Source organism: Bacillus sp. A1 (assembly GCF_042296235.1).
Classification (GTDB): domain Bacteria; phylum Bacillota; class Bacilli; order Bacillales; family Bacillaceae; genus Bacillus; species Bacillus velezensis.
On record NZ_CP141181.1, the window covers coordinates 1753110 to 1776275 of the forward strand.

The window sequence follows — 23166 nt, forward strand, 5'->3', positions numbered from 1 at the left end:
GAGTCCCTGAAAAGGAAGGAATGGAATGTATGAGAATTTTATTTATCGGAGATGTTGTCGGTTCCCCGGGCCGCGACATGGTAAAAGAATATGTCCCGAAACTGAAAGCGAAACATAAACCGCATTTTACAATTATTAACGGAGAAAATGCAGCACACGGAAAAGGACTGACAGAAAAGATCTACCACAGCCTGATGGAAGCGGGAGCCGATGCCATTACAATGGGAAACCATACGTGGGATAAAAGAGAGATCTTCGACTTTATTGATGATGTGCCGCATCTTGTCCGCCCGGCGAACTTCCCGGAAGGTACACCGGGCAAAGGCATTACCTATATTAAATCGAACGGAAAAGAGCTTGCCGTCATTAATTTACAGGGGCGGACGTTTCTTCCGCCGCTTGATGATCCGTTTGCTAAAGCGGATGAATTAATAGAAGAAGCGAAAAAGCGCACGCCGTACATTTTTATTGATTTTCACGCCGAAGCGACAAGCGAAAAAATTGCGATCGGCTGGTACACAGACGGAAGAGCCTCTGCCGTGGTAGGCACCCATACACACGTGCAAACGGCAGATAACCGCATTTTACCGAAAGGAACGGCATATATTACTGATGTAGGCATGACGGGTCCGTACGACGGAATTCTCGGTATGGACAGAGAAACGGTCATCAAGCGGTTTAAAACCAATCTTCCCGTCCGGTTTACGGTGGCGGAAGGTAAAACTACGCTGAGCGGAGTGCTCATTGACATCGACGATCAAACGAAAAAGGCCGTAAATATCGAACGGATATTAATCAATGATGACCATATGTTCTTTGAATAGGTGATCATGTGTTTATTTTATAAAAATATTAAAAGGAAAAGCAGGAATATAGCAACTTCTTAGTGAATATAGTAGAAATGGAAGGTAGCCCGCTATTTTTGAAAAGCATTGTGGGGATGGCTTTTTGGATAGCAACATCTAATAATGATTGTTCTAATGAACACTCACTTATCCATTGTAAAACTAAGGGGGAGCAGAAATGGAAATCTTAAAAGTTTCAGCAAAATCAAGTCCAAATTCAGTAGCAGGCGCGCTTGCCGGTGTATTGAGGGAACGCGGAGCCGCCGAAATTCAAGCAATTGGGGCGGGTGCCTTAAACCAGGCTGTTAAAGCGGTTGCGATTGCCAGAGGCTTTGTCGCGCCAAGCGGCGTAGATTTGATTTGTATTCCGGCTTTTACAGATATACAGATTGACGGAGAAGAAAGAACGGCGATTAAGTTAATCGTCGAACCCCGTTAAAAACAAAAACACGACATTCTCAACCTGCTTGCGTAAGGCGAGCGGGTTGTTTTTATTGTTGTCATATTTTCTCACAATATTATATTGATAGTACGAAGAGATGATAAATGGCTTTATTCATATAATATTCAAAAAAAATCCCGCCCATTTTTCCGGACGGAAGCAGTTGTTTTCATGGAGTGGACACTGGTATTTACCTCCTTTTTATCTCGTGTTACAATCCAGTTATTACAGTGTTTTTTCGAGGAGGAGTGTACATGTTGGGAGGAAAGATGAAAGCTATCGTCAAAAATGAAAACGCTTTCGGAGCAACTCTGAAAGAAATTCCCATACCTTCCATTAATGAGAATGAAGTTCTCATTAAAGTACAGGCCGCATCTATATGCGGTACAGATGTGCATATTTATAATTGGGATCAATGGGCGCAGAAACGAATCAAAACACCTCAAGTATTCGGACATGAATTCAGCGGTATCGTAGCGGAAACGGGCAAGCACGTCACAAATGTCAAAATAGGTGACTACGTTTCGGCTGAAACCCACTTCGTCTGCGGTACTTGTGTCCCTTGTTTAACAGGAAAACATCATGTGTGCACCCATACAAAGATCCTCGGCGTAGATACAGCCGGTTCCTTCGCTGAATATGTCAAAGTGCCGGCTCGAAATGTTTGGAAAAATCCCGCTGATATGGACCCCGCCGTCGCTTCTGTTCAAGAGCCGCTTGGCAACGCGGTGCATACGGTGCTGGAAAACAGCCAGCTTGCGGGCGGTTCTGCTGCAATTATCGGTTGCGGACCGATCGGACTGATGGCGGTGGCGGTGGCTAAAGCGGCCGGTGCGTCCCGTATTGCGGCCATTGATAAAAATGATTACAGGCTGGCTCTTGCGAAGAAATTGGGAGCCACGATCACCATTTCAGCTGATAAGGAAGATCCGCTTGAGGTGATCGACACCTTAACAGGCGGAGAAGGGATCGACCTTGTCTGCGAAATGTCAGGCCACCCGGCAGCTATCGCACAAGGATTAAAGATGGCGGCCAACGGGGGAAGGTTCCATATGCTGAGTCTGCCGGAACGTCCGGTGACGGTTGACCTGACAAATGACGTGGTGTTTAAAGGACTTACCGTCCAAGGCATCACAGGCAGAAAAATGTTTGAAACATGGCGGCAGGTATCGCACCTGCTTGAATCCGGCCTTATTGATCTGACGCCGGTGATCACGCATCAGTTTCCGCTTGAAGACTTTGAAAAAGGGTTTGACCTGATGAGAAAGGGCCAGTGCGGCAAAGTCATTTTGATTCCATAAGGGGAGGGTTCTATAATGAAAGAATTTGAATTTCTAAAAGCCGAGCTTGATAAAATGAAAGAAAATAAAACGTGGCAGCAAATGAAACAAATTGAAACGAAGCAGGGTCCGTCGGTGGAAGTCAAAGGGGAAAACGTGATACAGCTTTCATCGAACAATTATCTCGGTTTGACGTCGCATCCAAGGCTTGTCGAAGCGGCCAAACGCGCCGCGGAAGAATTCGGAGCGGGTACGGGGTCCGTCCGGACAATCGCCGGAACATTCACAATGCACAATGAGCTGGAGAAAAAATTGGCAAACTTTAAAAAAACAGAAGCGGCACTTGTTTTTCAATCGGGGTTCACAACGAATCAGGGCGTCCTATCAAGCATTCTTACAAAAGAGGATATCGTGATCTCTGACGAACTGAACCATGCTTCCATTATTGACGGAATCAGGCTCACAAAAGCAGATAAAAAGGTGTACCGCCATGTTGATATGGACGATTTGGAAAGGGTGCTGAAAAAATCAATGAATTACCGCATGCGCCTGATCGTCACCGACGGCGTATTCTCAATGGACGGCAACATCGCTCCTTTGCCTGACATCGTCAAACTTGCAGAGTCGTACGATGCCTTTGTGATGGTCGACGACGCGCATGCTTCCGGCGTACTCGGAAAAAACGGAAGGGGAACGGTTAATCACTTCGGGCTTGACGGAAGAGTCCACATACAGGTGGGCACATTAAGCAAAGCCATCGGAGTGCTTGGCGGTTACGCCGCAGGGTCGCAGGTTCTGATCGATTACCTGCGCCATAAAGGGCGTCCTTTCTTATTCAGCACTTCTCATCCGCCTGCGGTAACGGCCGCATGCATAGAAGCCATTGACGTCCTGCTGGAAGAGCCGGAGCATATGGAAAAGCTATGGGAGAACACGGCGTATTTCAAAGACAAACTGGTTCAAATGGGGCTGACCCTCACAAAAAGCGAAACACCGATCGTGCCGATATTAATAGGGGAGGAAGAAAAAGCCCAGGCATTATCAGACCTTTTATTGACCCGCGGCGTGTTTGCACAAAGCATCGTGTATCCGACGGTCGCCCAAGGAAAAGCGAGAATCCGCACCATTATTACGGCGGAGCATACAAAAGAGGAGCTTGACCGGGCCTTGGAAGTTATCCGTTCAGCCGCAAAAGAGCTTCAGCTTGTGTAAGGGGGAAATGATTCCCTCTTTTTTATTTCTTATTGATTCTTATTCTCAATAAGGTGTACAATAATAGGCTGGCGGTTGTGCCAAACGCTTTTAACCAGTATACTTGAGGGTGGAAGTTTCGGTTGAAAGGAGACATTCGAACATGAATGAAAAGCAAAAGCAGGAAAGCGGACAAGTGAATCCGGCGGACAAAAAATCCGAAAAGGATTACAGCAAGTATTTTGAAGCCGTATATATTCCGCCTTCTTTAAAAGATGCGAAAAAACGGGGCAAAGAATCCGTTCAATATCATAACGATTTTAAAATCTCAGAAGAATTTAAAGGCCTCGGTGAAGGCAGGAAATTTTATATCCGCACGTACGGATGCCAAATGAACGAGCATGATACGGAAGTCATGGCGGGTATTTTTATGGCGCTCGGTTATGAAGCGACAAATTCGGTTGATGACGCGAACGTTATTTTATTAAACACTTGCGCTATCCGGGAAAACGCTGAAAACAAAGTGTTCGGCGAGCTCGGCCATTTAAAGGCGCTCAAAAAAAATAATCCGGACCTGATTCTGGGTGTCTGCGGCTGTATGTCACAGGAAGAATCAGTCGTAAACCGCATCCTTAAGAAGCACCCGTTTGTCGATATGATTTTCGGCACGCACAACATCCACCGTCTGCCGGAACTTTTATCAGAGGCATATTTATCAAAAGAGATGGTCATTGAAGTGTGGTCGAAGGAAGGGGATGTCATTGAGAACCTTCCGAAAGTCCGCAACGGAAAAATTAAAGGCTGGGTCAACATTATGTACGGCTGTGACAAGTTCTGCACATACTGCATCGTACCGTATACCCGCGGAAAAGAACGAAGCCGCCGTCCTGAGGAAATTATCCAGGAAGTCAGAAGACTTGCAAGCGAAGGCTATAAAGAAATCACGCTGCTCGGTCAAAACGTGAATGCGTACGGAAAAGATTTTGAGGATATGACGTACGGTCTCGGTGATTTAATGGACGAACTGCGTAAAATTGATATTCCGAGAATCCGATTCACGACGAGTCATCCGCGTGACTTTGATGATCATCTGATCGAAGTGCTCGCCAAAGGCGGCAACCTTCTTGACCATATTCATCTTCCGGTTCAATCAGGAAGCTCAGCGATGTTAAAAATGATGGCACGCAAATATGACAGAGAACGCTATCTGGAGCTTGTCGGAAAAATTAAAGCGGCGATGCCGAACGCTTCACTGACGACCGATATTATTGTCGGTTTCCCGAATGAAACCGATGAACAGTTTGAAGAAACGCTTTCGTTATATCGAGAAGTGGAATTTGACAGCGCATATACGTTTATTTACTCTCCTCGTGAAGGCACGCCGGCAGCGAAGATGAAAGACAATGTTCCGATGAGGGTCAAGAAAGAACGTCTTCAGCGCCTCAATGATTTGGTGAAAGAAATTTCAGCCAAAAAAATGAAGGAATATGAAGGCAGGACTGTCGAAGTATTAGTTGAGGGAGAAAGCAAAAATAACCCTGACATTCTTGCCGGCTATACGGAAAAAAGCAAGCTCGTCAACTTCAAAGGGCCGAAAGACGCCATCGGCAAGATTGTACGCGTCAAAATCGAACAGGCGAAAACATGGTCGCTTGACGGTGTGATGGCAGGAGAAGCAATCGAGGTGAAATAATAATGACGCTTTACTCTAAGAAAGACATTGTACAGCAGGCTAGGAACCTTGCGAAAATGATTTCTGAAACAGAAGAAGTTGATTTTTTCAAACGCGCTGAGGCGCAGATTAACGAAAATGAAAAAGTCTCTGCGATTATTAATCAGATTAAAACCCTGCAAAAGCAAGCCGTTAACCTGAAGCACTACGAAAAGCTTGAAGCGCTGAAACAAGTGGAAAGTAAAATTGACGCCCTGCAGGAAGAGCTTGAAGGGATTCCGATCATTCAGGAATTCAGAGATTCCCAGATTGAGGTCAATGACCTTCTTCAGCTTGTCGCACATACGATCTCAAATCAGGTGACAAACGAAATCATTACATCTACCGGAGGCAACCTGCTGACGGGAGAAACCGGTTCAAAAGTAAAACATTCGAATAACAGCTGTTCTATTTAAACACGGGGCCTTCATCGGCCCGTGTTTTTTTGCTGTTTTAGAACTAATTGTAATATGTACTAAATTTTCATCGGCTCACCGTTTTGTCCCATTTTACTGGGAAGTTTTATCATACTTAAAAGTAAAGTTTCTGGGCAGGGCTGCATACAATGAAACAGAAACTTTGTATTTTTATATTTTTATTATAAAAATGCACATGAGACAAATGCCCAGCATAAGATAACACGAAGAAGAACAAGGAGGCCTGCCGGAATGTCTGAATACAGGGAAATTATTACGAAAGCGGTAGTTGCGAAAGGAAGAAAATTCACCCAATGCACCAACACGATCTCACCTGGAGAAAAACCGTCAAGTATATTGGGCGGCTGGATTATCAACCACAAGTACGATGCCGAAAAGATCGGGAAGACTGTAGAAATTGAAGGGTATTATGATATAAACGTCTGGTACTCTTACGCCGATAATACAAAAACGGAAGTTGTAACCGAGAGAGTAAAGTATGTCGATGTGATTAAACTCAGATACAGAGACACAAATTACTTAGATGACGAACACGAAGTCATTGCCAAAGTGCTGCAGCAGCCGAATTGTCTTGAAGTCACCATTTCTCCTAACGGAAATAAAATCGTGGTTCAGGCAGAGAGAGAATTTTTAGCAGAAGTGGTCGGTGAAACGAAAGTCGTCGTCGAAGTCAATCCTGACTGGGAAGAAGACGATGATGATGATTGGGAAGACGATCTTGATGAAGAATTAGAGGACATTAACCCTGAATTTTTAGTCGGAGATCCTGAAGAATAAGTTGAGGCTAGGGGAGTTTAACACCCCAAGTCTCTTTTTTATATATAAAGATATCACTCTTTTGTTTATGTTATAATGGGATTCGGATAAGAGAAGATACATAGTGAGGGATTAAATGATGGCTAGTTACACGCCTATGATACAGCAATACTTGAAGATAAAGGCAGAGCACCAAGATGCCTTTTTATTTTTTCGGCTTGGTGACTTTTATGAAATGTTTTTTGAAGATGCAAAAAAAGCGTCACAAGAGCTTGAAATTACACTGACAAGCAGAGACGGAGGTTCGGCTGATAAAATTCCGATGTGCGGCGTGCCGTATCATTCCGCGGCGGCTTATATTGAACAGCTGATTAAAAAGGGCTATAAAGTGGCGATCTGTGAGCAGACGGAAGATCCGAAGGCGGCTAAAGGCGTTGTGAAAAGAGAAGTCGTCCAGCTGATCACACCGGGAACCGTGATGGATGGAAAAGGCATCCACGAGTCGGAAAACAACTTTATCGCTTCCGTTTCCGAATTCCGTGACGGATACGGTCTCGCTTTATCGGACTTAACGACCGGAGAAAACCTGGCCGTATTTATTGAGCGGATTGAGGATGTCATGTCAGAAATTTACTCAGTCGGCGCAAGGGAAATTGTCGTATCGAGCAAGTTTAACGAACATACAGCTGCTCAGCTGAAAGAACGGTGCGGCGCCACGATTTCCATCGAAGACGGGGAAATAACAGAACGCATTGAAATCGCAAAGCACTTGCCGGGCGAAGAGCTGACAGAGACGTTTATGCGTTTATATACGTATTTGCAGAAAACGCAAAAACGGAGCCTGGATCATCTGCAGCCGGTTCAAGTATATGAATTGGAAGAAGCGATGAAAATTGACCTGTATTCAAAACGGAATCTTGAGCTGACGGAAACGATCCGTTCGAAAAGCAAAAAAGGGTCATTGCTTTGGCTTTTAGACGAGACGAAAACAGCAATGGGCGGCCGGCTTCTCAAACAATGGATTGACCGCCCGCTGATTAGGGCATCCCAAATCGAAGAACGCCAGGAAATGGTCGAGACGCTGATCAATCATCTGTTTGAGCGTGAAGATCTGCGCGAGCGCCTGAAGGAAGTATACGATTTAGAACGTCTGGCGGGCCGGGTCGCATTCGGAAACGTCAACGCAAGGGATTTAATCCAGCTGAAAGAATCTTTAAAACAAGTGCCGAGCATCAAAGAGCTTGTAGGGTCTCTTAACCATAAAAAAGCAAAAGAACGCGCCGGCTTGATTGATCCGTGCGGAGATTTGCTTGACCTGTTAGAAGAAGCCCTTCATGAAAACCCGCCGTTATCGTTAAAAGAAGGCAATTTAATTAAAGACGGCTATCATCAGAAGCTCGATGAGTACCGTGACGCCAGCAAAAACGGTAAAGACTGGATTGCCAGACTGGAGCAGCAGGAACGCGCTTATACGGGCATCCGTTCATTAAAAGTCGGTTTCAATAAAGTGTTCGGCTATTATATTGAAGTCACAAAAGCAAACCTTCATCTGCTTGAAGACGGACGGTATGAGCGGAAGCAGACCCTCACAAACGCCGAACGGTACATTACGCCGGAATTGAAGGAAAAAGAAGCGCTTATTTTAGAAGCGGAAAATAACATCTGCGAGCTGGAATATGAGCTTTTTGCCGGACTGCGTGAAAAGGTGAAACAATTTATTCCGCGTCTGCAGCGTCTTGCCAAACAAATGAGTGAGCTGGACGCACTGCAATGCTTTGCTACGATCAGTGAAAACAGGCATTACACAAAGCCCGTCTTTTCTGATAATGAAGTAAAAGTCATTGAAGGGAGACACCCCGTCGTTGAAAAGGTGATGGACAGTCAAGAATACGTCCCGAACAACTGCCTGATGGGCGATTCGCGGGAAATGCTCCTGATTACGGGTCCGAATATGTCAGGTAAAAGCACGTACATGAGACAGATCGCACTTCTATCGATCATGGCCCAGATCGGCTGTTTTGTGCCCGCAAAAGAAGCGGTTCTGCCGATTTTTGATCAAATCTTCACGAGAATCGGGGCAGCGGATGATTTGATTTCCGGACAAAGCACCTTTATGGTGGAAATGCTGGAAGCGAAAAACGCGATTGTGAACGCCACAAAAGACAGCCTGATCCTGTTTGATGAAATCGGCCGCGGGACATCAACGTACGACGGAATGGCGCTGGCACAGGCGATTATTGAATATGTTCACGATCATATCGGCGCTAAAACACTGTTCAGCACGCATTATCATGAGCTGACGGTGCTTGAAGATAAGCTTCCTCAGCTGAAAAACGTTCATGTGCGCGCAGAGGAATATAACGGAACGGTCGTGTTTCTCCATCAAATCAAAGAAGGAGCCGCAGATAAAAGTTACGGCATTCATGTCGCCCAGCTTGCCGAGCTCCCGGATGATCTGATCAGCCGCGCGCAGGAGATCTTAAAACAGCTTGAGCAGTCAGGAGATAAACCGGAGCTTCCGGCGGTATCTGAGAAAAAGTCCGCCGTCAGAGAAGAACCGGCACAGCTGTCCTTTTTTGCTGACGGTGAAAAAGAACAGAAGGCACCGGCTGTTTCTAATAAAGAAAAACAAGTGCTTGAAGCCTTTAAGTCAATCAATATTCTCGATATGACGCCGCTTGAAGCGATGAACGAAATGTACAAGCTGCAAAAAAAATTAAAATAGAAAGAGGTGACGGACTTGGCAAAAGTCATCCAGCTCTCAGATGAACTTTCAAATAAAATAGCGGCCGGCGAGGTAGTCGAACGGCCTGCCTCAGTCGTTAAAGAATTGGTGGAAAACGCCATCGACGCAAACAGTACAGTCATTGAAATCGACATAGAGGAAGCGGGGCTTTCGTCGATTCGGGTGCTCGATAACGGCGAAGGGATGGAAACCGATGATTGCAAGCGGGCTTTCCGCCGCCACGCGACCAGTAAAATCAAAGATGAAAACGACCTGTTCCGGGTGAGAACACTCGGTTTCCGCGGAGAAGCTTTGCCAAGTATCGCGTCTGTTTCTCATCTGGAAATCAAAACGAGCATCGGCGAGGGAGCGGGCACCCATCTCATTCTTCAGGGCGGGAATATCATTTCTGAACAGAAATCCTCCAGCAGAAAAGGAACGGAGATTATCGTTACCAACCTGTTTTTCAATACACCCGCCAGATTGAAATATATGAAAACCGTGCATACGGAGCTCGGCAATATTACGGATGTTGTTAACCGGATCGCTCTTGCGCATCCGGAAGTATCGATCCGTCTCCGTCATCAGGGGAAAAATCTGCTGCAGACAAACGGTAACGGGGACGTGCGCCATGTGCTGGCCGCAATTTACGGGACGGCGGTTGCGAAAAAAATGATACCGCTCCATGTCAGCTCGCTTGATTTTGAAGTCAAGGGCTACATTGCGCTTCCGGAAATCACGCGTGCATCCAGAAACTACATGTCATCTGTCATTAACGGAAGATACATTAAGAATTTCCCGCTTGTAAAAGCGGTGCATGAGGGCTATCACACACTTCTGCCGATCGGCCGCCATCCGATTACGTTTATCGAAATTACGATGGACCCGATTTTGGTCGATGTCAATGTACATCCCTCAAAGCTTGAAGTCCGCCTCAGCAAAGAGACGGAGCTGCATGAGCTGATCCGTGACGGGATAAAGGAAGTGTTTCAAAAGCAGCGGCTTATTCCGAGCGCCCAGCTCCCGAAAAAATCAGCGCCGGCACCGGCCAAAAACGAACAGCAATTTATGACATTCGAGGAAAGCGCGCCTGAGCGGAAACTTCCTGAAAAAACGCCGGAGCCGTCTTACTCACCAATGAAGCTGAGTTCGGTCGTAAAAGAGCCTGAGCCGGTAATAATAGAAGAAGAGATTCTCCCGAATGAAGCGGATCACGAAGTGCCGCCGGAGCTCGGCATGCCGGAAACGGCAGCGCCTGTTTCCGATACTCCGGAACCGGAAGCTGTCTCTGAAGAAATACGTGAAGAAAGAGTTCCGGTGATGTATCCGATCGGCCAAATGCACGGGACATATATTTTAGCCCAAAACGAAAACGGCTTGTATATCATTGACCAGCATGCGGCACAAGAACGGATTAAATACGAATATTTCCGGGAGAAAGTCGGGCAGGTCGAGCCTGAAGTACAGGACATGATCGTGCCGCTCACCTTTCATTACGCGGCAAATGAAGCGCTGATCATTGACCAGCATCAGCATGAGCTTGAAAGCGTCGGAGTGTTTTTAGAAGCATTCGGCACGAACAGCTACATCGTCCGCTGCCATCCGGCCTGGTTTCCAAAAGGGGAAGAAGCTGAACTGATTGAAGAAATCATTCAGCAGGTGCTTGACGCCAAACAGATCGATATTAAAAAACTGCGGGAGGAAGCGGCCATTATGATGAGCTGCAAAGGCTCAATCAAAGCGAACCGCCATTTGCGAAACGATGAAATCAAAGCGCTCTTGGACGACCTGCGCCGAACGACAGACCCGTTCACATGCCCGCACGGCCGGCCGATCATTATCCACCACAGCACGTATGAGATGGAGAAGATGTTTAAGCGTGTGATGTAGAAGGGTTCTGTGTGGGATGTACCCCTCGTGCCCACATTTTGCCCACTGATTTTTAGCTGTTTAGGTATTTATCAAACCGATTAATGCTGAATATCTTTTCAAAAGCCGCGAAGGGATCAACAAGCCTATTTCCCGGTCGATGGCCTATAAAATTTTAAGGGCTGCCGCTGAGTATGTCGGTTTGGATGATATAGGCACACACACGCTGAGGAAAACATTCGGATACCATTTTTACAGGCAAACAAAAGACGTTGCCATGCTGCAGGAGATTTTCAACCACTCTGACCAGCGGACAACCCTTCGATACATTGGAATTAACCAGGATGCCATGAACAACGCCATGAAGAAATTTAAAATATAAGCAGGCTCATCTCATAAACAAGATGAGTCTTTTTTTCTGCATATTTTTATTAATTCTCTTCAAAAAGCATACGTGGAATTCATTTTAGGGATATTGCTTGAAAACAAGGGTGGCAAGGGCTGACGGAACTCGGGCAGTTGCACAGTCTATAAGTTATGATTAATTGGAAAAATGTTATAATTGATTTTTATAGGGGGGTAAACATGTGGATGATATAAGTTTTTGGCAACCATTTATAACTTCTGTAGGAACTTTACTTTCTGCAGGCTTGGGCGGGTTTTTAGCACACTTCTTTTTTAATAGGAGAGAGAGCTCTGCTTCTAAAAGGAATACATATGAAAAACTATATTCGCCTATTCTTTATAAGATCTTTAGTTTTTATGAATACAATTCTTTATTTAGACGTGATATTTCAGCAGAACAAATTTATAAACATTGGTTAGAAGATATATACTTCCATACAAGAAATAATTTGAAATATGCGACGCCTAAAATACTTTCAATCTGTGAGTCAATAGAAAGCGTGAAATTTATAGAGGACGGAAAAGGATCATTGAAAGAAGAAAGATTGCTTGAATTAGTTGAAGAACTGTTAAATTCAGTTTTAAAACTTAAGATAATAGATGATAATGAAAGTAAAAGAGTACTAGAAAGATATAGAGCATTTTATTTTATATGGCGCATTTTGGCAACTTGCTATGGTCCAAGTACGGAAATAATGGATAGATTAAGATTAACTTTTGTATTAGAAAATATGGAGATTAAACCTAAAAGGTATAAAAAAGCCTATAGGTTTTACTCAGAAACTCCTCACAATATTGGTTGGGACGAGGTTATGGGTAGTACTCTTAAAAAGATAGGGATTAAGAAAGAGGATCGCGATACTATTCTGAATAGCGTTAAGGAAGATAATAGTTGTTGTTAGCTAATTAGAGTTAAGAATTTAAGAATAGTATTTAGAATGAGAAAAATGGCACGATTATGGCACGATAACGGCACACCATTTTGTTTTAGATGAGGTGTATGTGCTGCATTTTCCTGTTGGTCCGACGACGAAAGTTGCGGAGTTGAAATCAAAAAGGGCCCTCTCTTTATGAGGACCCTAATCCGATTTATCTCCATCTCCAATTTATTTCGTTATCTTCTTCATAGATTCCGGGCAGGGAAATTCCTACTCTTTTTTGCTCATCGTCAACAATAAACCAATTATCATCGTCTAATAGATTATCGTCAAACTTCTCAATTGCAGAGGGGTCATCTTCATCTACTACAGCTCTAAAGAAGTCCTTGAAGTTTTCCATCTTGTCATTAGGGATAATCTTGCCATAAGCCCAAGGCCCTTCTACTGCAACCCCTTCAATTTTACCTAAACACTCATTTTGATAGTAAAGAAACATAAGCGTCACTCCTTAGAAAACATTTTGAAGCATTCTTTTGGTATCTCACCTTTAACAAAATACTCAGTATCTCTATTTGTCCATTTGAGGGCTTTATTTTTCCAATTGTCTGTTTGTCTCGTATCGTTTTTTATAAGTCTCTCAATTTGTTTAGGGTTAAGGATGGCAACTCCTTTTAGCTTACCAGAGCGTATTGCTTTTCGAAGAGAGGATATGTCCAATTCAATAGTATGTTCCCCGTAACCTTTTGCAATCTTTTTGTTGACTGTAAAGCTGGTATATGGGCTATTTGATTTTCTGCCTCTTCTACATCCTCCTAAAATATGTTCTGTTACAGTTACCTGACGACCTTTATACAGTCCACTTTTGTTAGCAGGTATTAAGTTTCCGGTTTCAGGTGATATATAAGATTTGCTGATGCCATTTCCCTTTTTGCAGCATAGGGGAAATTTTCTCCTCTGAACAGGTTAGAAGGTTTTCCTGTTCCAGCGTTTTCCTTTAAGACTTTTCCCGTCCCAATCATACCTATAGGGCTGATTGCAGCCAATGCTTGATGGAATCCGTTTTCCCGTCTAAAATATATGAGCAAGATCAGGGGGAACCAAGATTTAAACTTGTTTTAATGTTTCCTCCAATGTTTAAAGGGTCAAATGATTAATCGGAAAGCTACATGATTATCATGGGTTATACGAGTACCTCCTCTTACAAATTCACAGGGAGATGGGGGAAGAATTTAAATCAAATTGGAATTTAGTGAGATGACAATGTGCAAGTCAAAGGGGACTAGTAATTAGCCCCCCTTACATTTAGTTCTTCCTGCGGTTTTTTCTGTTTTTGATCAAACTGAAAACCACTAAGAGAACCACACCGACAGCAACGATATAAAATGAAATTTCTGCTGCTGCGGTATTAATATTCTTAAGAACAAGGATAAGTCCTATTAAAACTATAGGAATGATGCAAGTTAGAATTTTTATAGCTTTTGGGCTCGGTTCAGCGTTTCTTTTATTTTCCATAATTACCTCCCGTCTAAAGCTTAACACAGGTTAAATTTGATAATCACCAACAATAGTCCCGTTTAAAGAGGAAACATAAGAGTTTAAGTAATCCATCAAGCGGCGTACGTGCCGTTTGGTCCAGAAGATGCTTTATCTCTAGCATAAAAGATTACTCAGGGGAGAATGCTCCGGCTGTTCCAAGAAAGTGAAGTGAGGAAACAACATCTTGTGTGTGAATTACGTCGTATTTTTCTAATTCGGAATTGTGCGTTAATGCCAACTCATAAGCATAACATTTAAATTCGGGTAAGGAGCTAAGGTATTCTGATATATTTTGGGGAAGCCGTATCGGTTTAGGTTATCTTGAAGAAAAGGATTGAAATAAGAATCTAGATTGAATGTCATTTAAAGACTGATTATCCTCTCAGGCTACTTCGACAATTGCTTTTCAAAACAAAAGCTCAATTTGTTTTCTTTTTATCCGAAACCCATATTCATCCTTCATTTTCTGAATAAAATCTCCTAAAGTATTCATGTAAATGAATAATCTTATTTCCTTATATATTACGATAACAAATTTTAAAAACCGGAGGCTCGTTCTTTTGGTTGATTTGAGCAGTTTTTTATCTTTACCGGAAAATCCATGGAAAAACGTGGTGTCATCTGGTAAAGTGGTTACAGTCGGCTGGGCGGCGGCAGCAGTCTGCCCGGATCTTTTAAATGGGAATGGTGACAATGGTTCATACATATGAAGTGCATCAAATCAAAACTTATCACCAGATGTGGTCCAACTATTGTTATATTATCGCAAACCGCTCAAAAAAATCTGCGATAGCGGTGGACCCGTCCTGGGAAATCGATAAAATAACCGATAAACTGCATGAATTGGATGTTGATTTATCAGCTATTTTATTAACACATTCGCATTATGACCATGTAAACTTGGCGGAGCCGCTTCAGCAAATCTATCATTCTGATATATACATGTCGTCGGCGGAAATCGATTTCTATCAATTCCGGTGCAGAAACTTAATAGCGCTTGAAGACGGCCAAACCTTTGCGGCCGGAGGGTTTATCATCAGAAGTATACTGACCCCGGGACATACGGCCGGGGGAATGTGCTATTTGCTATCTGATCATCTTTTTACCGGTGACACCGTGTTTACAGAAGGGTGCGGTATATGTGAGGACAGGGGCAGCTCAGCTGAAGATATGTTTCACAGTATACAGAGGATCAAAGCCTCCATTCCGCCGCATGTGCGTGTGTATCCGGGGCACTCCTTCGGGGAGAAGCCGGGTCAAAAAATGGAGAGTCTTTTGAAAAACAATATTTACTTTCAGATTGAAAAAAAAGAACATTTCGTGAATTTTCGCAACAGAAAAAATCAAAAAGGGCTGTTTCATTTTAAGTAATGAGTAATTTAGTTCTATCTAACTAGCTTTCCTTTTGAGGCAAGGAACTTCTGAAATGGAATGGTAGTTATTACTAGATTTCTGGTGATGAATAGCTGAGTAACGGGAGTTTGCGGAAGAGAACGCCGGGCAGGCCGGATGGGACATTCTGCTTACGCCTGTTCCGAAAGCCCTGAGCCCGACTTCCGGCAGGGAAAAATAGGCATTATTCAGGAGTTCGCATAGGATAAATTAACTTGACATGGTATTTTTGTGAAGTTACTATCAACTTGAACATGCTTCTTATCTGAATCCGAGAAAGGATGGCTGAGAAAATGATCACATACTTATTCCCCGGACAAGGTTCTCAAAAGCAGGGAATGGGGAGCTCATTGTTTGATGAATTTAAAGACTTAACGGAGCAGGCTGATGAAACACTCGGATATTCCATGAAACGGCTTTGTCTTGAGAATCCGTATTCCAATCTTCACAAGACGCAGTTCACTCAGCCTGCTTTATATGTTGTAAACGCGTTAAGCTATTTGAAAAAAATCCAAGACAATGACATAAAGCCGGATTATGTGGCCGGCCACAGTTTGGGAGAATATAATGCGCTGTTTGCAGCAGGTGCTTTTGATTTTATTACCGGCCTGCAGCTTGTCCGTAAAAGAGGCGAATTAATGAGTATGGCCACTGACGGAAAAATGGCCGCCGTTATGGGGTTAACTGCAGCTCAAGTGTCAGACGCCCTTCAAACGCACGGATTACATACGATTGATATTGCCAATATGAATTCTCCTCACCAAGTTGTCATATCCGGACGCAAAGAAGACATTGAAAGAGCCAAAACCGTATTCGAAGGATTAAAAGACGTTACGATGTTTCATCCGTTAAACGTAAGCGGCGCTTTTCACTCGAGGTATATGAGTGAAGCAAAACAAGAGTTCGAAAAATTTTTACAGTCATTTCATTTTTCTGCTATATCAATTCCCGTCATTTCTAATGTGCATGCCAGACCTTATGAGCAAGACGGAATCCACTCCGTTCTGGCCGATCAGATCGACCATTCAGTGCGATGGAACGACAGCATCCGCTATCTGCTGGACAAAGGGCGGATGGAATTTGAAGAAATCGGCCCGGGCCATGTGCTGACAGGGCTTATTCACCGCATCAAAAAAGAAACTGAAGCTTCACCCGCCATGTAGCGGAACGCAAGTCAAAATTCTTATCTCACACAATAGTGCCAGCCATACAACATCACGACCACTTCACCTGCACACGACATCACGAAAAACTCACAAATCAATATTTTAAAAAAATAAGCAGCAAAAAGGAGAACAAATGAACCAGCCAATTGTTTTCATGTTTTCTGGACAGGGTTCCCAATACTATCAAATGGGGAAAGAGCTGTTTGCACATAACGCCGCTTTTCGGCAGAAAATGCTTGACTTGGACGATTTTGCAGTCAGCCGTTTCGGTTACTCTGTCCTTAAAGAGATGTATCATACAGGCAATCGTCTGTCTGATCCATTTGACCGCCTTCTTTTCAGCCATCCTGCCATTTTTATGGCTGAGTACGCACTTGCATATGCTTTGGAGAAAAGAGGCATACGTCCCGATTATGTGATCGGAGCAAGCCTCGGAGAGTATGCAGCGGCCGCTGTGTCGGGCGTGCTGAGCGCCGAGGATGCTTTAGATTGCGTGCTGGAACAGGCCCGAATCGTTACGGAAACTTGCCGTAACGGCAGCATGCTTGCGATACTGGGTGATCCGGCTTTATATCAAGATGATCCGCTGCTCGGCGAACATAGTGAATTGGCATCTGTAAACTATCATTCTCACTTTGTCATCTCGGGAGAGCGGGAACATATCAAAAGGATCATGGACGATCTGAGAGAAAAGCAGATTCCTCATCAGCTATTGCCGGTATCTTACGGGTTTCACTCAGCGCTGGTTGATCAGGCGGAACAGCCGTACAAGCGCTTTTTAGCTCAGAAATCAATCCGGACTCCATTTATACCGTACATCTCCAGTGCGACCGGAGAGGCTGAGACCGATATACAAGCGGACTTTTTCTGGGATATCGTAAGAAAGCCGATTCGATTCCGTGAAGCGCTTCAATTCGCAGACAGCCGCCAAAAAGGATTGTATATCGATGCCGGGCCTTCCGGAACATTGGCCGCATTTGCCAAACAGATTCTTCCTGCGGGATCGGCTGAACGCATCCATGCCATTATGACGCCGTTTCATAAAGAACAAACACATTTGCAGCAAATAGAAGACAGCATTTTATCACCGCCCGGAAGGAGACTGTAAGATGATCAGCTTTGTTTTTCCAGGCCAAGGCTCGCAAAAAATCGGGATGGGAGAGGACCTGTTCGGCCGCTATCCTGAATTAACCGCAAAGGCCGATCACATTCTCGGATATTCCATTCAGGAGCTGTGCCGGGACGGAGAACGTCTCAATCAGACTCAGTTCACTCAGCCGGCGCTCTATGTCGTCAATGCCCTCAGTTATTTGAAAAAAACAGAAGAAACCGGCTTGAAACCGGATTTTACCGCCGGACACAGTTTGGGCGAATATAACGCGTTATACGCTTCGGGAGCCTTTGATTTTGAAGAAGGCTTACAGCTGGTCAAAAAAAGGGGCGAACTGATGAGCCGCGCAAAAGGAGGCGGCATGGCAGCGGTGATCGGCCTGACTCATGAGCAGGTGACGGATGTTTTAAGAGAAAATCACTTGGATATGATTGATATCGCCAACATGAACACACCGCAGCAAATTGTCATTTCCGGCTATAAAGAAGATATTGAAAAAGCCGCATCCGTTTTTGAAGCCGTAAACGGCGTAAAAATGGTTCACCGCTTAAATGTCAGCGGCGCCTTTCATTCCAGATACATGCTGGAAGCGAAGGAGGAATTTTCACGGTTTATCGAGTCTTTCCATTTTAAGCCGCTGTCCATTCCGGTCATTTCAAATGTGACGGCAAGACCCTATGAGCAGAGAGAGTTGAAAGAGACACTCACCGGACAAATAACGGGATCGGTGAACTGGACTGACAGTATCCGTTTCTTAATGGGAAGAAAGAACATGAGCTTTGAGGAAATCGGTCCCGGAAAAGTGCTGACGGGGCTGATTCAAAGAATTACGGCTGAAGCGGATCCGATAACAGATGAAATCAAAGTCCCGGCTGAGACTGGAAAAAGCTCAATTACGGCGGTGTCTTTAGGAAATGAAGAGTTTAAGCGCGATTATCAATTGAAATACGCCTACTTGGCCGGCGGCATGTACCGCGGAATTTCTTCGAAGGAAATGGTCGTCAAACTGGCCGAAAAAGGAATGATGGGCTTTTTCGGAACGGGCGGTTTGAACATCGCGCACGTCGAGGACGCCATTTTGTCAATTCAGCATGAGCTTCGTGACGGCGGTTCCTTCGGCATAAATATTGTACATAACATGAAGCATACAGATTCAGAAGAAAAAATGATTGATCTTTTATTGAAGCATGGGGTTCAGAACTTGGAAGCATCAGCGTTTTTAACGGTTACTCCCGCTTTAGTAAGGTTTCGCGCTAAGGGGTTAAAACGCGGTGCCGGCGGACAAATAATAGCGCGTCAGCGGATTATCGCCAAGCTGTCCCGTCCGGAAGTAGCGGAAGCGTTTCTCAGCCCGGCGCCTGATCACATTCTGCAGAAACTTGCAGCCGAAAACAAAATTACCCCTGAAGAAGCAAGTCTGATGAGAGAAATACCCGTTGCGCATGACATCTGCGTAGAGGCTGATTCAGGCGGCCACACTGACGGCGGAGTTGCTTACAGTCTCATGCCGGCGATCATCCGTTTACGAGATGACATGATGAAAAAATACCGATACGGCAAAACCGTCCGCGTCGGAGCCGCAGGGGGAATCGGAACGCCCGAGGCTGCCATGGCCGCATTTATGCTTGGCGCTGATTTTATTGTGACCGGATCTATTAACCAATGCACCGTTGAGGCAGCGACGAGCGGCCTCGTAAAGGACCTCCTGCAGCAGATGAATGTACAGGATACGGCCTACGCGCCGGCCGGCGATATGTTTGAATCAGGCAGCAAGGTGCAGGTATTAAAGAAAGGGCTGTTCTTTCCGACCCGCGCCTCTAAGCTGCATGAACTGTATCAGCGTCACCGCTCAATTGAAGAAATTGATGAAAAGACACTCAGACAAATAGAAGAGAAGTATTTTAAGGCAAGTGTAAGCAGTATTTATGACAAAGTGAAGGCTCATTATTCGAATGAAGACATTTCAAAAGCCGAACGGAATCCGAAACAGAAAATGGCGCTCATATTCAAATGGTATTTCAGGCAAAGTTCTGCTTCGGCGATTAAAGGAGACCCGGATGCCAAGGTAGACTTCCAGATTCATTGCGGCCCGGCATTAGGCGCCTTTAATCAATGGGTGAAAGGTACGGAGCTTGAGTCCTGGAAAAACCGCCATGCCGATGATATCGGCATGCGGCTTATGGAAGAGACGGCCTCGCTTTTGAATCAGAAGTTAGGTTCATTTTTGCAAACGTGTTGACAAGACGAAATGATAGATTGAAAACATGGAATATTCATAAAAGATGAAACAGGGAGGAACTGACAATGAGTAAAGAAAAAATCTTTGAATTGCTGCAGAACACAATCTACGAGGTTTTGCCTGATTTAGAAGGCGAACAGCTTTCACAGGAAGACCGGTTAGTTGATCTGGGGGCGGATTCAGTGGACCGCGCCGAAATTATCACGATGATGCTTGAAGAATTATCACTGCAGATCCCGCGTGTTGAGCTGACGGGAGTGTCAAACATCGGCGAATTGGCAGCAAAGCTTTATGAAAAGGTACAGGCTGTCTGATAAAACGGTGAAATAATCGGAAACTCAAAATTCATATTGGAGGCGAAGTTCATGGCGGCTGCCGGAATAGAAGCGATAAATGTGTTTGGCGGGACAGCATACCTTGATGTCATGCAGCTGGCGGAGTACAGAAACTTAGACCCTGCCAGATTTGAGAATTTACTGATGAAAGAAAAAGCGGTGGCGCTTCCGTACGAAGACCCCGTCACATTCGGCGTTAACGCGGCAAAGCCGATTATCGACCGATTGACAGAGGCTGAAAAAGACAGAATCGAGCTGCTGATTACCTGCTCGGAGTCCGGCATCGACTTCGGAAAATCACTCAGTACATATATTCATGATTACTTAGGCCTCAACCGGAACTGCCGTTTATTTGAACTGAAGCAAGCCTGTTATTCAGGAACGGCGGGTTTGCAGATGGCGCTTAACTTTATTTTGTCGCAGACATCTCCCGGAGCGAAGGCGCTTGTCGTCGCGACGGATATTTCCCGGTTTTTAATTGCCGAAGGCGGCGATGCGTTAAGCGAGGATTGGTCTTACGCAGAACCGAGCGCCGGAGCGGGTGCCGTCGCCTTATTGATCGGTGAAAATCCAATCGTATTTCAGGCGGATGCGGGCGCCAACGGCTATTACGGCTATGAGGTGATGGATACATGCCGTCCGATCCCGGACAGTGAAGCCGGTGACGCCGACTTGTCATTGATGTCTTATCTCGATTGCTGTGAACAGACTTTTCGCGAGTACAAAAACCGTGTGCCGGGCGCTGACTACAAAGAGACGTTTCACTATCTTGCCTTCCATACACCGTTTGGCGGCATGGTCAAAGGGGCCCACCGGACGATGATGCGCAAGCTTGCAAAAGCGAAAAACGCTGAAATTGAACAGGATTTTCAAACCAGAGTAGAGCCGGGGCTCCGCTACTGCCAAAGAGTCGGAAACATTATGGGAGCAGCCTCTTTACTGGCTCTTGCAAGCACGATTGACCAAGGGGCATTCGACACTTCTAAGCGGATCGGCTGTTTTTCGTACGGCTCCGGGTGCTGTTCAGAATTTTACAGCGGCGTTGTGACGCCTGAAGGACAAACGCGGCAGCATTCTTTCAAAATAGAAGAGCACCTGAACAACAGGTACAGGCTGTCCATGGAGGAGTATGAAGAATTGTTTAAAGGCAGCGGTCTGGTGAAGTTCGGAACCCGGAATGTCAAATTGGATATGAATATGATTCCGAACATTTTAGACCATCATGCCGGAAGCCCTCGTTTGTATTTGGAAGAAATCACGGAATTTCATCGGAAATACAGGTGGATATCGTGACCTATGAAACGATAAACGTCCGTTTTCAGCAAAATGTCTGCTTCATCACCTTTGATCGGCCTGAAGCCAACAATACGATTAATGAGCGTTTAGTGGAGGAATGCCTGCACGTTCTTTCTGAATGTGAAGACTCCGTGACCTCCGTAGTGCTTGAAGGGCAGCCGGAGGTATTTTGTTTCGGGGCGGATTTTGATGAGATGTACCGGAAAATGAGGCAGGGAATGCAGCATGCTGAATCGCAGGAGCCGCTTTACCGTTTGTGGCTGGCATTAAAATCCGGGCCGTACATCACAATCGCCCGCGTCCGCGGAAAAGTAAATGCGGGAGGTGTCGGTTTTGCCGCCGCGTGCGATATCGTCATTGCAGAGGAGAGTGCTTCGTTCAGTTTATCTGAACTGTTATTCGGACTTTATCCGGCCTGCGTTCTGCCGTTTTTAATTCAAAGAATCGGATTTCAAAAGGCGCATTATATGACGATTATGACAAAGCCCGTGCCGGCACGCCAGGCGCTTGAATGGGGACTTTGTGACGTATGCGTCCCGGACTCAGCAACAGAGCTGAGAAAGCATTTGCTGCGCCTTCGTCCGCTGTCGAAAAAAGCAGTCATCCGCTATAAAAAATACATAGATTCCTTAAACGACCTTGTTCATCGTTCGAAATCCATTGCTCTAGCCGAAAATCAAGCGATGTTTTCAGATCCGGATAACCAATCAGCCATCTTCCGTTATGCAGAAACGGGGCGGCTTCCTTGGGAAACGGAGAACAGTTAGGAGGATATCATGCCGAACGCCGCAGTTGAACTGCTCGAAATTGAACCGGATATTATCCAAGTGACAATGCAGGATAAAGCCCATAAAAACGCCTTCTCCAAAGAACTGACGGATGGATTGATGGAAGCATTCACCCGTATAAAAAAATCGTCAGTCTATAAAGCTGTGATTTTAACAGGATACGGCCATTACTTTGCTTCCGGAGGCACACAGGAAGGCCTGCTCAGGATTCAGCAGGGCATCACGAAGTTTACGGAAGACCGCATGTACTCTTTGGCGCTGGAATGTGATATTCCCGTCATTTCCGCCATGCAGGGCCACGGAATCGGAGGCGGGTTTGTCATGGGGCTTTTCAGTGATTTTGTCATTTTAAGCAAAGAAAGCGTGTATACCGCAAACTTTATGAAATACGGTTTCACCCCCGGAATGGGCGCTACCTTTATCGTTCCGGAGAAGCTTGGGGCAAGCCTCGGCCATGAAATGCTGTTAAACGGCGGCCACTACCGCGGCGGTGACCTGGAGAAAAGAGGGGTGCCTTTTCCGGTGCTTCCGCGGCAGGAAGTACTAGACTATGCGCAGGAATTGGCCCGTGAGCTTGCGGAAAAACCGAGAAACTCTTTAATTACATTGAAAAGGCACTTGGTGACGCCGTTTCGCGAGCAGCTTCCGGCCGTCATTGAGAAGGAGTTAATCATGCACGATGAGACGTTTCATGATGATGAAGTGAAAAAACGAATCACGACGATGTACGGAGTATAAGACATACATCTTACATACAGATGAAA

20 protein-coding genes and 1 pseudogene are annotated in these 23166 nt (G+C 45.1%); 19 read left to right on the forward strand and 2 right to left on the reverse strand.

Translation table 11 applies throughout. The annotated features are described in order from the left end of the window. Positions 1 to 29: 29 nt before the first annotated feature. From U2H13_RS08880 to U2H13_RS08930, 11 genes and pseudogenes are all read left to right on the forward strand, one after another. Positions 30 to 824 (forward strand): TIGR00282 family metallophosphoesterase, encoded by a 795-nt coding sequence (locus U2H13_RS08880; protein ID WP_003154137.1) that lies wholly within the window; start codon positions 30 to 32, stop codon positions 822 to 824. A 199-nt stretch (positions 825 to 1023) separates the two neighbouring features. Further along, positions 1024 to 1284, forward strand: coding sequence for a stage V sporulation protein SpoVS (gene spoVS, locus U2H13_RS08885; RefSeq protein ID WP_003154135.1), 261 nt, complete (start codon positions 1024 to 1026; stop codon positions 1282 to 1284). A gap of 257 nt (positions 1285 to 1541) precedes the next feature. After that, positions 1542 to 2588: an L-threonine 3-dehydrogenase gene (gene tdh / locus U2H13_RS08890; RefSeq protein WP_154817662.1), complete on the forward strand. Its 1047-nt coding sequence runs from the start codon at positions 1542 to 1544 to the stop codon at positions 2586 to 2588. A gap of 12 nt (positions 2589 to 2600) precedes the next feature. Beyond that, positions 2601 to 3779 carry a glycine C-acetyltransferase gene (locus U2H13_RS08895; protein WP_106067964.1) on the forward strand — a complete coding sequence of 393 codons (1179 nt, stop codon included), beginning with the start codon at positions 2601 to 2603 and terminating at the stop codon, positions 3777 to 3779. 142 nt (positions 3780 to 3921) lie between these two features. Then, on the forward strand, positions 3922 to 5451 hold the full coding sequence (miaB, locus tag U2H13_RS08900; protein WP_003154116.1) for a tRNA (N6-isopentenyl adenosine(37)-C2)-methylthiotransferase MiaB: 1530 nt from the start codon (positions 3922 to 3924) through the stop codon (positions 5449 to 5451). Between the two features lie 2 nt (positions 5452 to 5453). Beyond that, a complete protein-coding gene (locus U2H13_RS08905) occupies positions 5454 to 5885 on the forward strand; it encodes a RicAFT regulatory complex protein RicA family protein (RefSeq protein ID WP_003154113.1) in 432 nt (143 codons plus the stop codon). A 252-nt stretch (positions 5886 to 6137) separates the two neighbouring features. Continuing rightward, a complete protein-coding gene (gene cotE / locus U2H13_RS08910; protein WP_003154111.1) occupies positions 6138 to 6683 on the forward strand; it encodes an outer spore coat protein CotE in 546 nt (181 codons plus the stop codon). Between the two features lie 118 nt (positions 6684 to 6801). Next, positions 6802 to 9387, forward strand: a complete 2586-nt coding sequence (gene mutS, locus U2H13_RS08915) for a DNA mismatch repair protein MutS (RefSeq protein ID WP_031303980.1) — start codon at positions 6802 to 6804, stop codon at positions 9385 to 9387. Positions 9388 to 9402: 15 nt separating this feature from the next. After that, positions 9403 to 11277 (forward strand): DNA mismatch repair endonuclease MutL, encoded by a 1875-nt coding sequence (gene mutL, locus U2H13_RS08920; protein WP_103526898.1) that lies wholly within the window; start codon positions 9403 to 9405, stop codon positions 11275 to 11277. Between the two features lie 88 nt (positions 11278 to 11365). After that, a pseudogene (locus U2H13_RS08925) lies at positions 11366 to 11638 on the forward strand (tyrosine-type recombinase/integrase); the annotation flags it as partial. 205 nt (positions 11639 to 11843) lie between these two features. Then, positions 11844 to 12563: a hypothetical protein gene (locus U2H13_RS08930; protein WP_021493664.1), complete on the forward strand. Its 720-nt coding sequence runs from the start codon at positions 11844 to 11846 to the stop codon at positions 12561 to 12563. A 187-nt stretch (positions 12564 to 12750) separates the two neighbouring features. Here the strand turns inward: U2H13_RS08930 and U2H13_RS08935 are convergent, their stop codons facing one another. Both U2H13_RS08935 and U2H13_RS08940 read right to left on the reverse strand, forming a co-directional pair. Then, positions 12751 to 13035, reverse strand: coding sequence for a hypothetical protein (locus U2H13_RS08935; protein WP_029973448.1), 285 nt, complete (start codon positions 13033 to 13035; stop codon positions 12751 to 12753). An 806-nt stretch (positions 13036 to 13841) separates the two neighbouring features. Next, positions 13842 to 14051 (reverse strand): hypothetical protein, encoded by a 210-nt coding sequence (locus U2H13_RS08940; RefSeq protein WP_103526897.1) that lies wholly within the window; start codon positions 14049 to 14051, stop codon positions 13842 to 13844. 717 nt (positions 14052 to 14768) lie between these two features. Here U2H13_RS08940 and U2H13_RS08945 point away from each other — a divergent pair. From U2H13_RS08945 to U2H13_RS08980, 8 genes are all read left to right on the forward strand, one after another. Beyond that, a complete protein-coding gene (locus U2H13_RS08945) occupies positions 14769 to 15446 on the forward strand; it encodes an MBL fold metallo-hydrolase (protein WP_103526895.1) in 678 nt (225 codons plus the stop codon). Positions 15447 to 15760: 314 nt separating this feature from the next. Continuing rightward, positions 15761 to 16630: an ACP S-malonyltransferase gene (fabD, locus tag U2H13_RS08950; protein ID WP_103526894.1), complete on the forward strand. Its 870-nt coding sequence runs from the start codon at positions 15761 to 15763 to the stop codon at positions 16628 to 16630. A 136-nt stretch (positions 16631 to 16766) separates the two neighbouring features. After that, positions 16767 to 17741, forward strand: coding sequence for an acyltransferase domain-containing protein (locus tag U2H13_RS08955; protein WP_233662275.1), 975 nt, complete (start codon positions 16767 to 16769; stop codon positions 17739 to 17741). A 1-nt stretch (position 17742) separates the two neighbouring features. Next, entirely contained in the window at positions 17743 to 19983 is a 2241-nt protein-coding gene (gene fabD / locus U2H13_RS08960) for an ACP S-malonyltransferase (RefSeq protein WP_233662276.1), read from the forward strand. Positions 19984 to 20048: 65 nt separating this feature from the next. Further along, positions 20049 to 20297, forward strand: a complete 249-nt coding sequence (locus tag U2H13_RS08965) for an acyl carrier protein (RefSeq protein WP_014417817.1) — start codon at positions 20049 to 20051, stop codon at positions 20295 to 20297. Between the two features lie 51 nt (positions 20298 to 20348). Then, positions 20349 to 21611, forward strand: a complete 1263-nt coding sequence (locus tag U2H13_RS08970) for a hydroxymethylglutaryl-CoA synthase family protein (RefSeq protein ID WP_014417818.1) — start codon at positions 20349 to 20351, stop codon at positions 21609 to 21611. After that, positions 21608 to 22381 (forward strand): enoyl-CoA hydratase/isomerase, encoded by a 774-nt coding sequence (locus tag U2H13_RS08975; RefSeq protein ID WP_014417819.1) that lies wholly within the window; start codon positions 21608 to 21610, stop codon positions 22379 to 22381. Before U2H13_RS08970 ends, U2H13_RS08975 begins: the two co-directional genes overlap by 4 nt. A gap of 9 nt (positions 22382 to 22390) precedes the next feature. After that, positions 22391 to 23140, forward strand: a complete 750-nt coding sequence (locus U2H13_RS08980; protein WP_003154094.1) for a polyketide synthase — start codon at positions 22391 to 22393, stop codon at positions 23138 to 23140. The last annotated feature ends 26 nt before the right edge of the window (positions 23141 to 23166 follow it).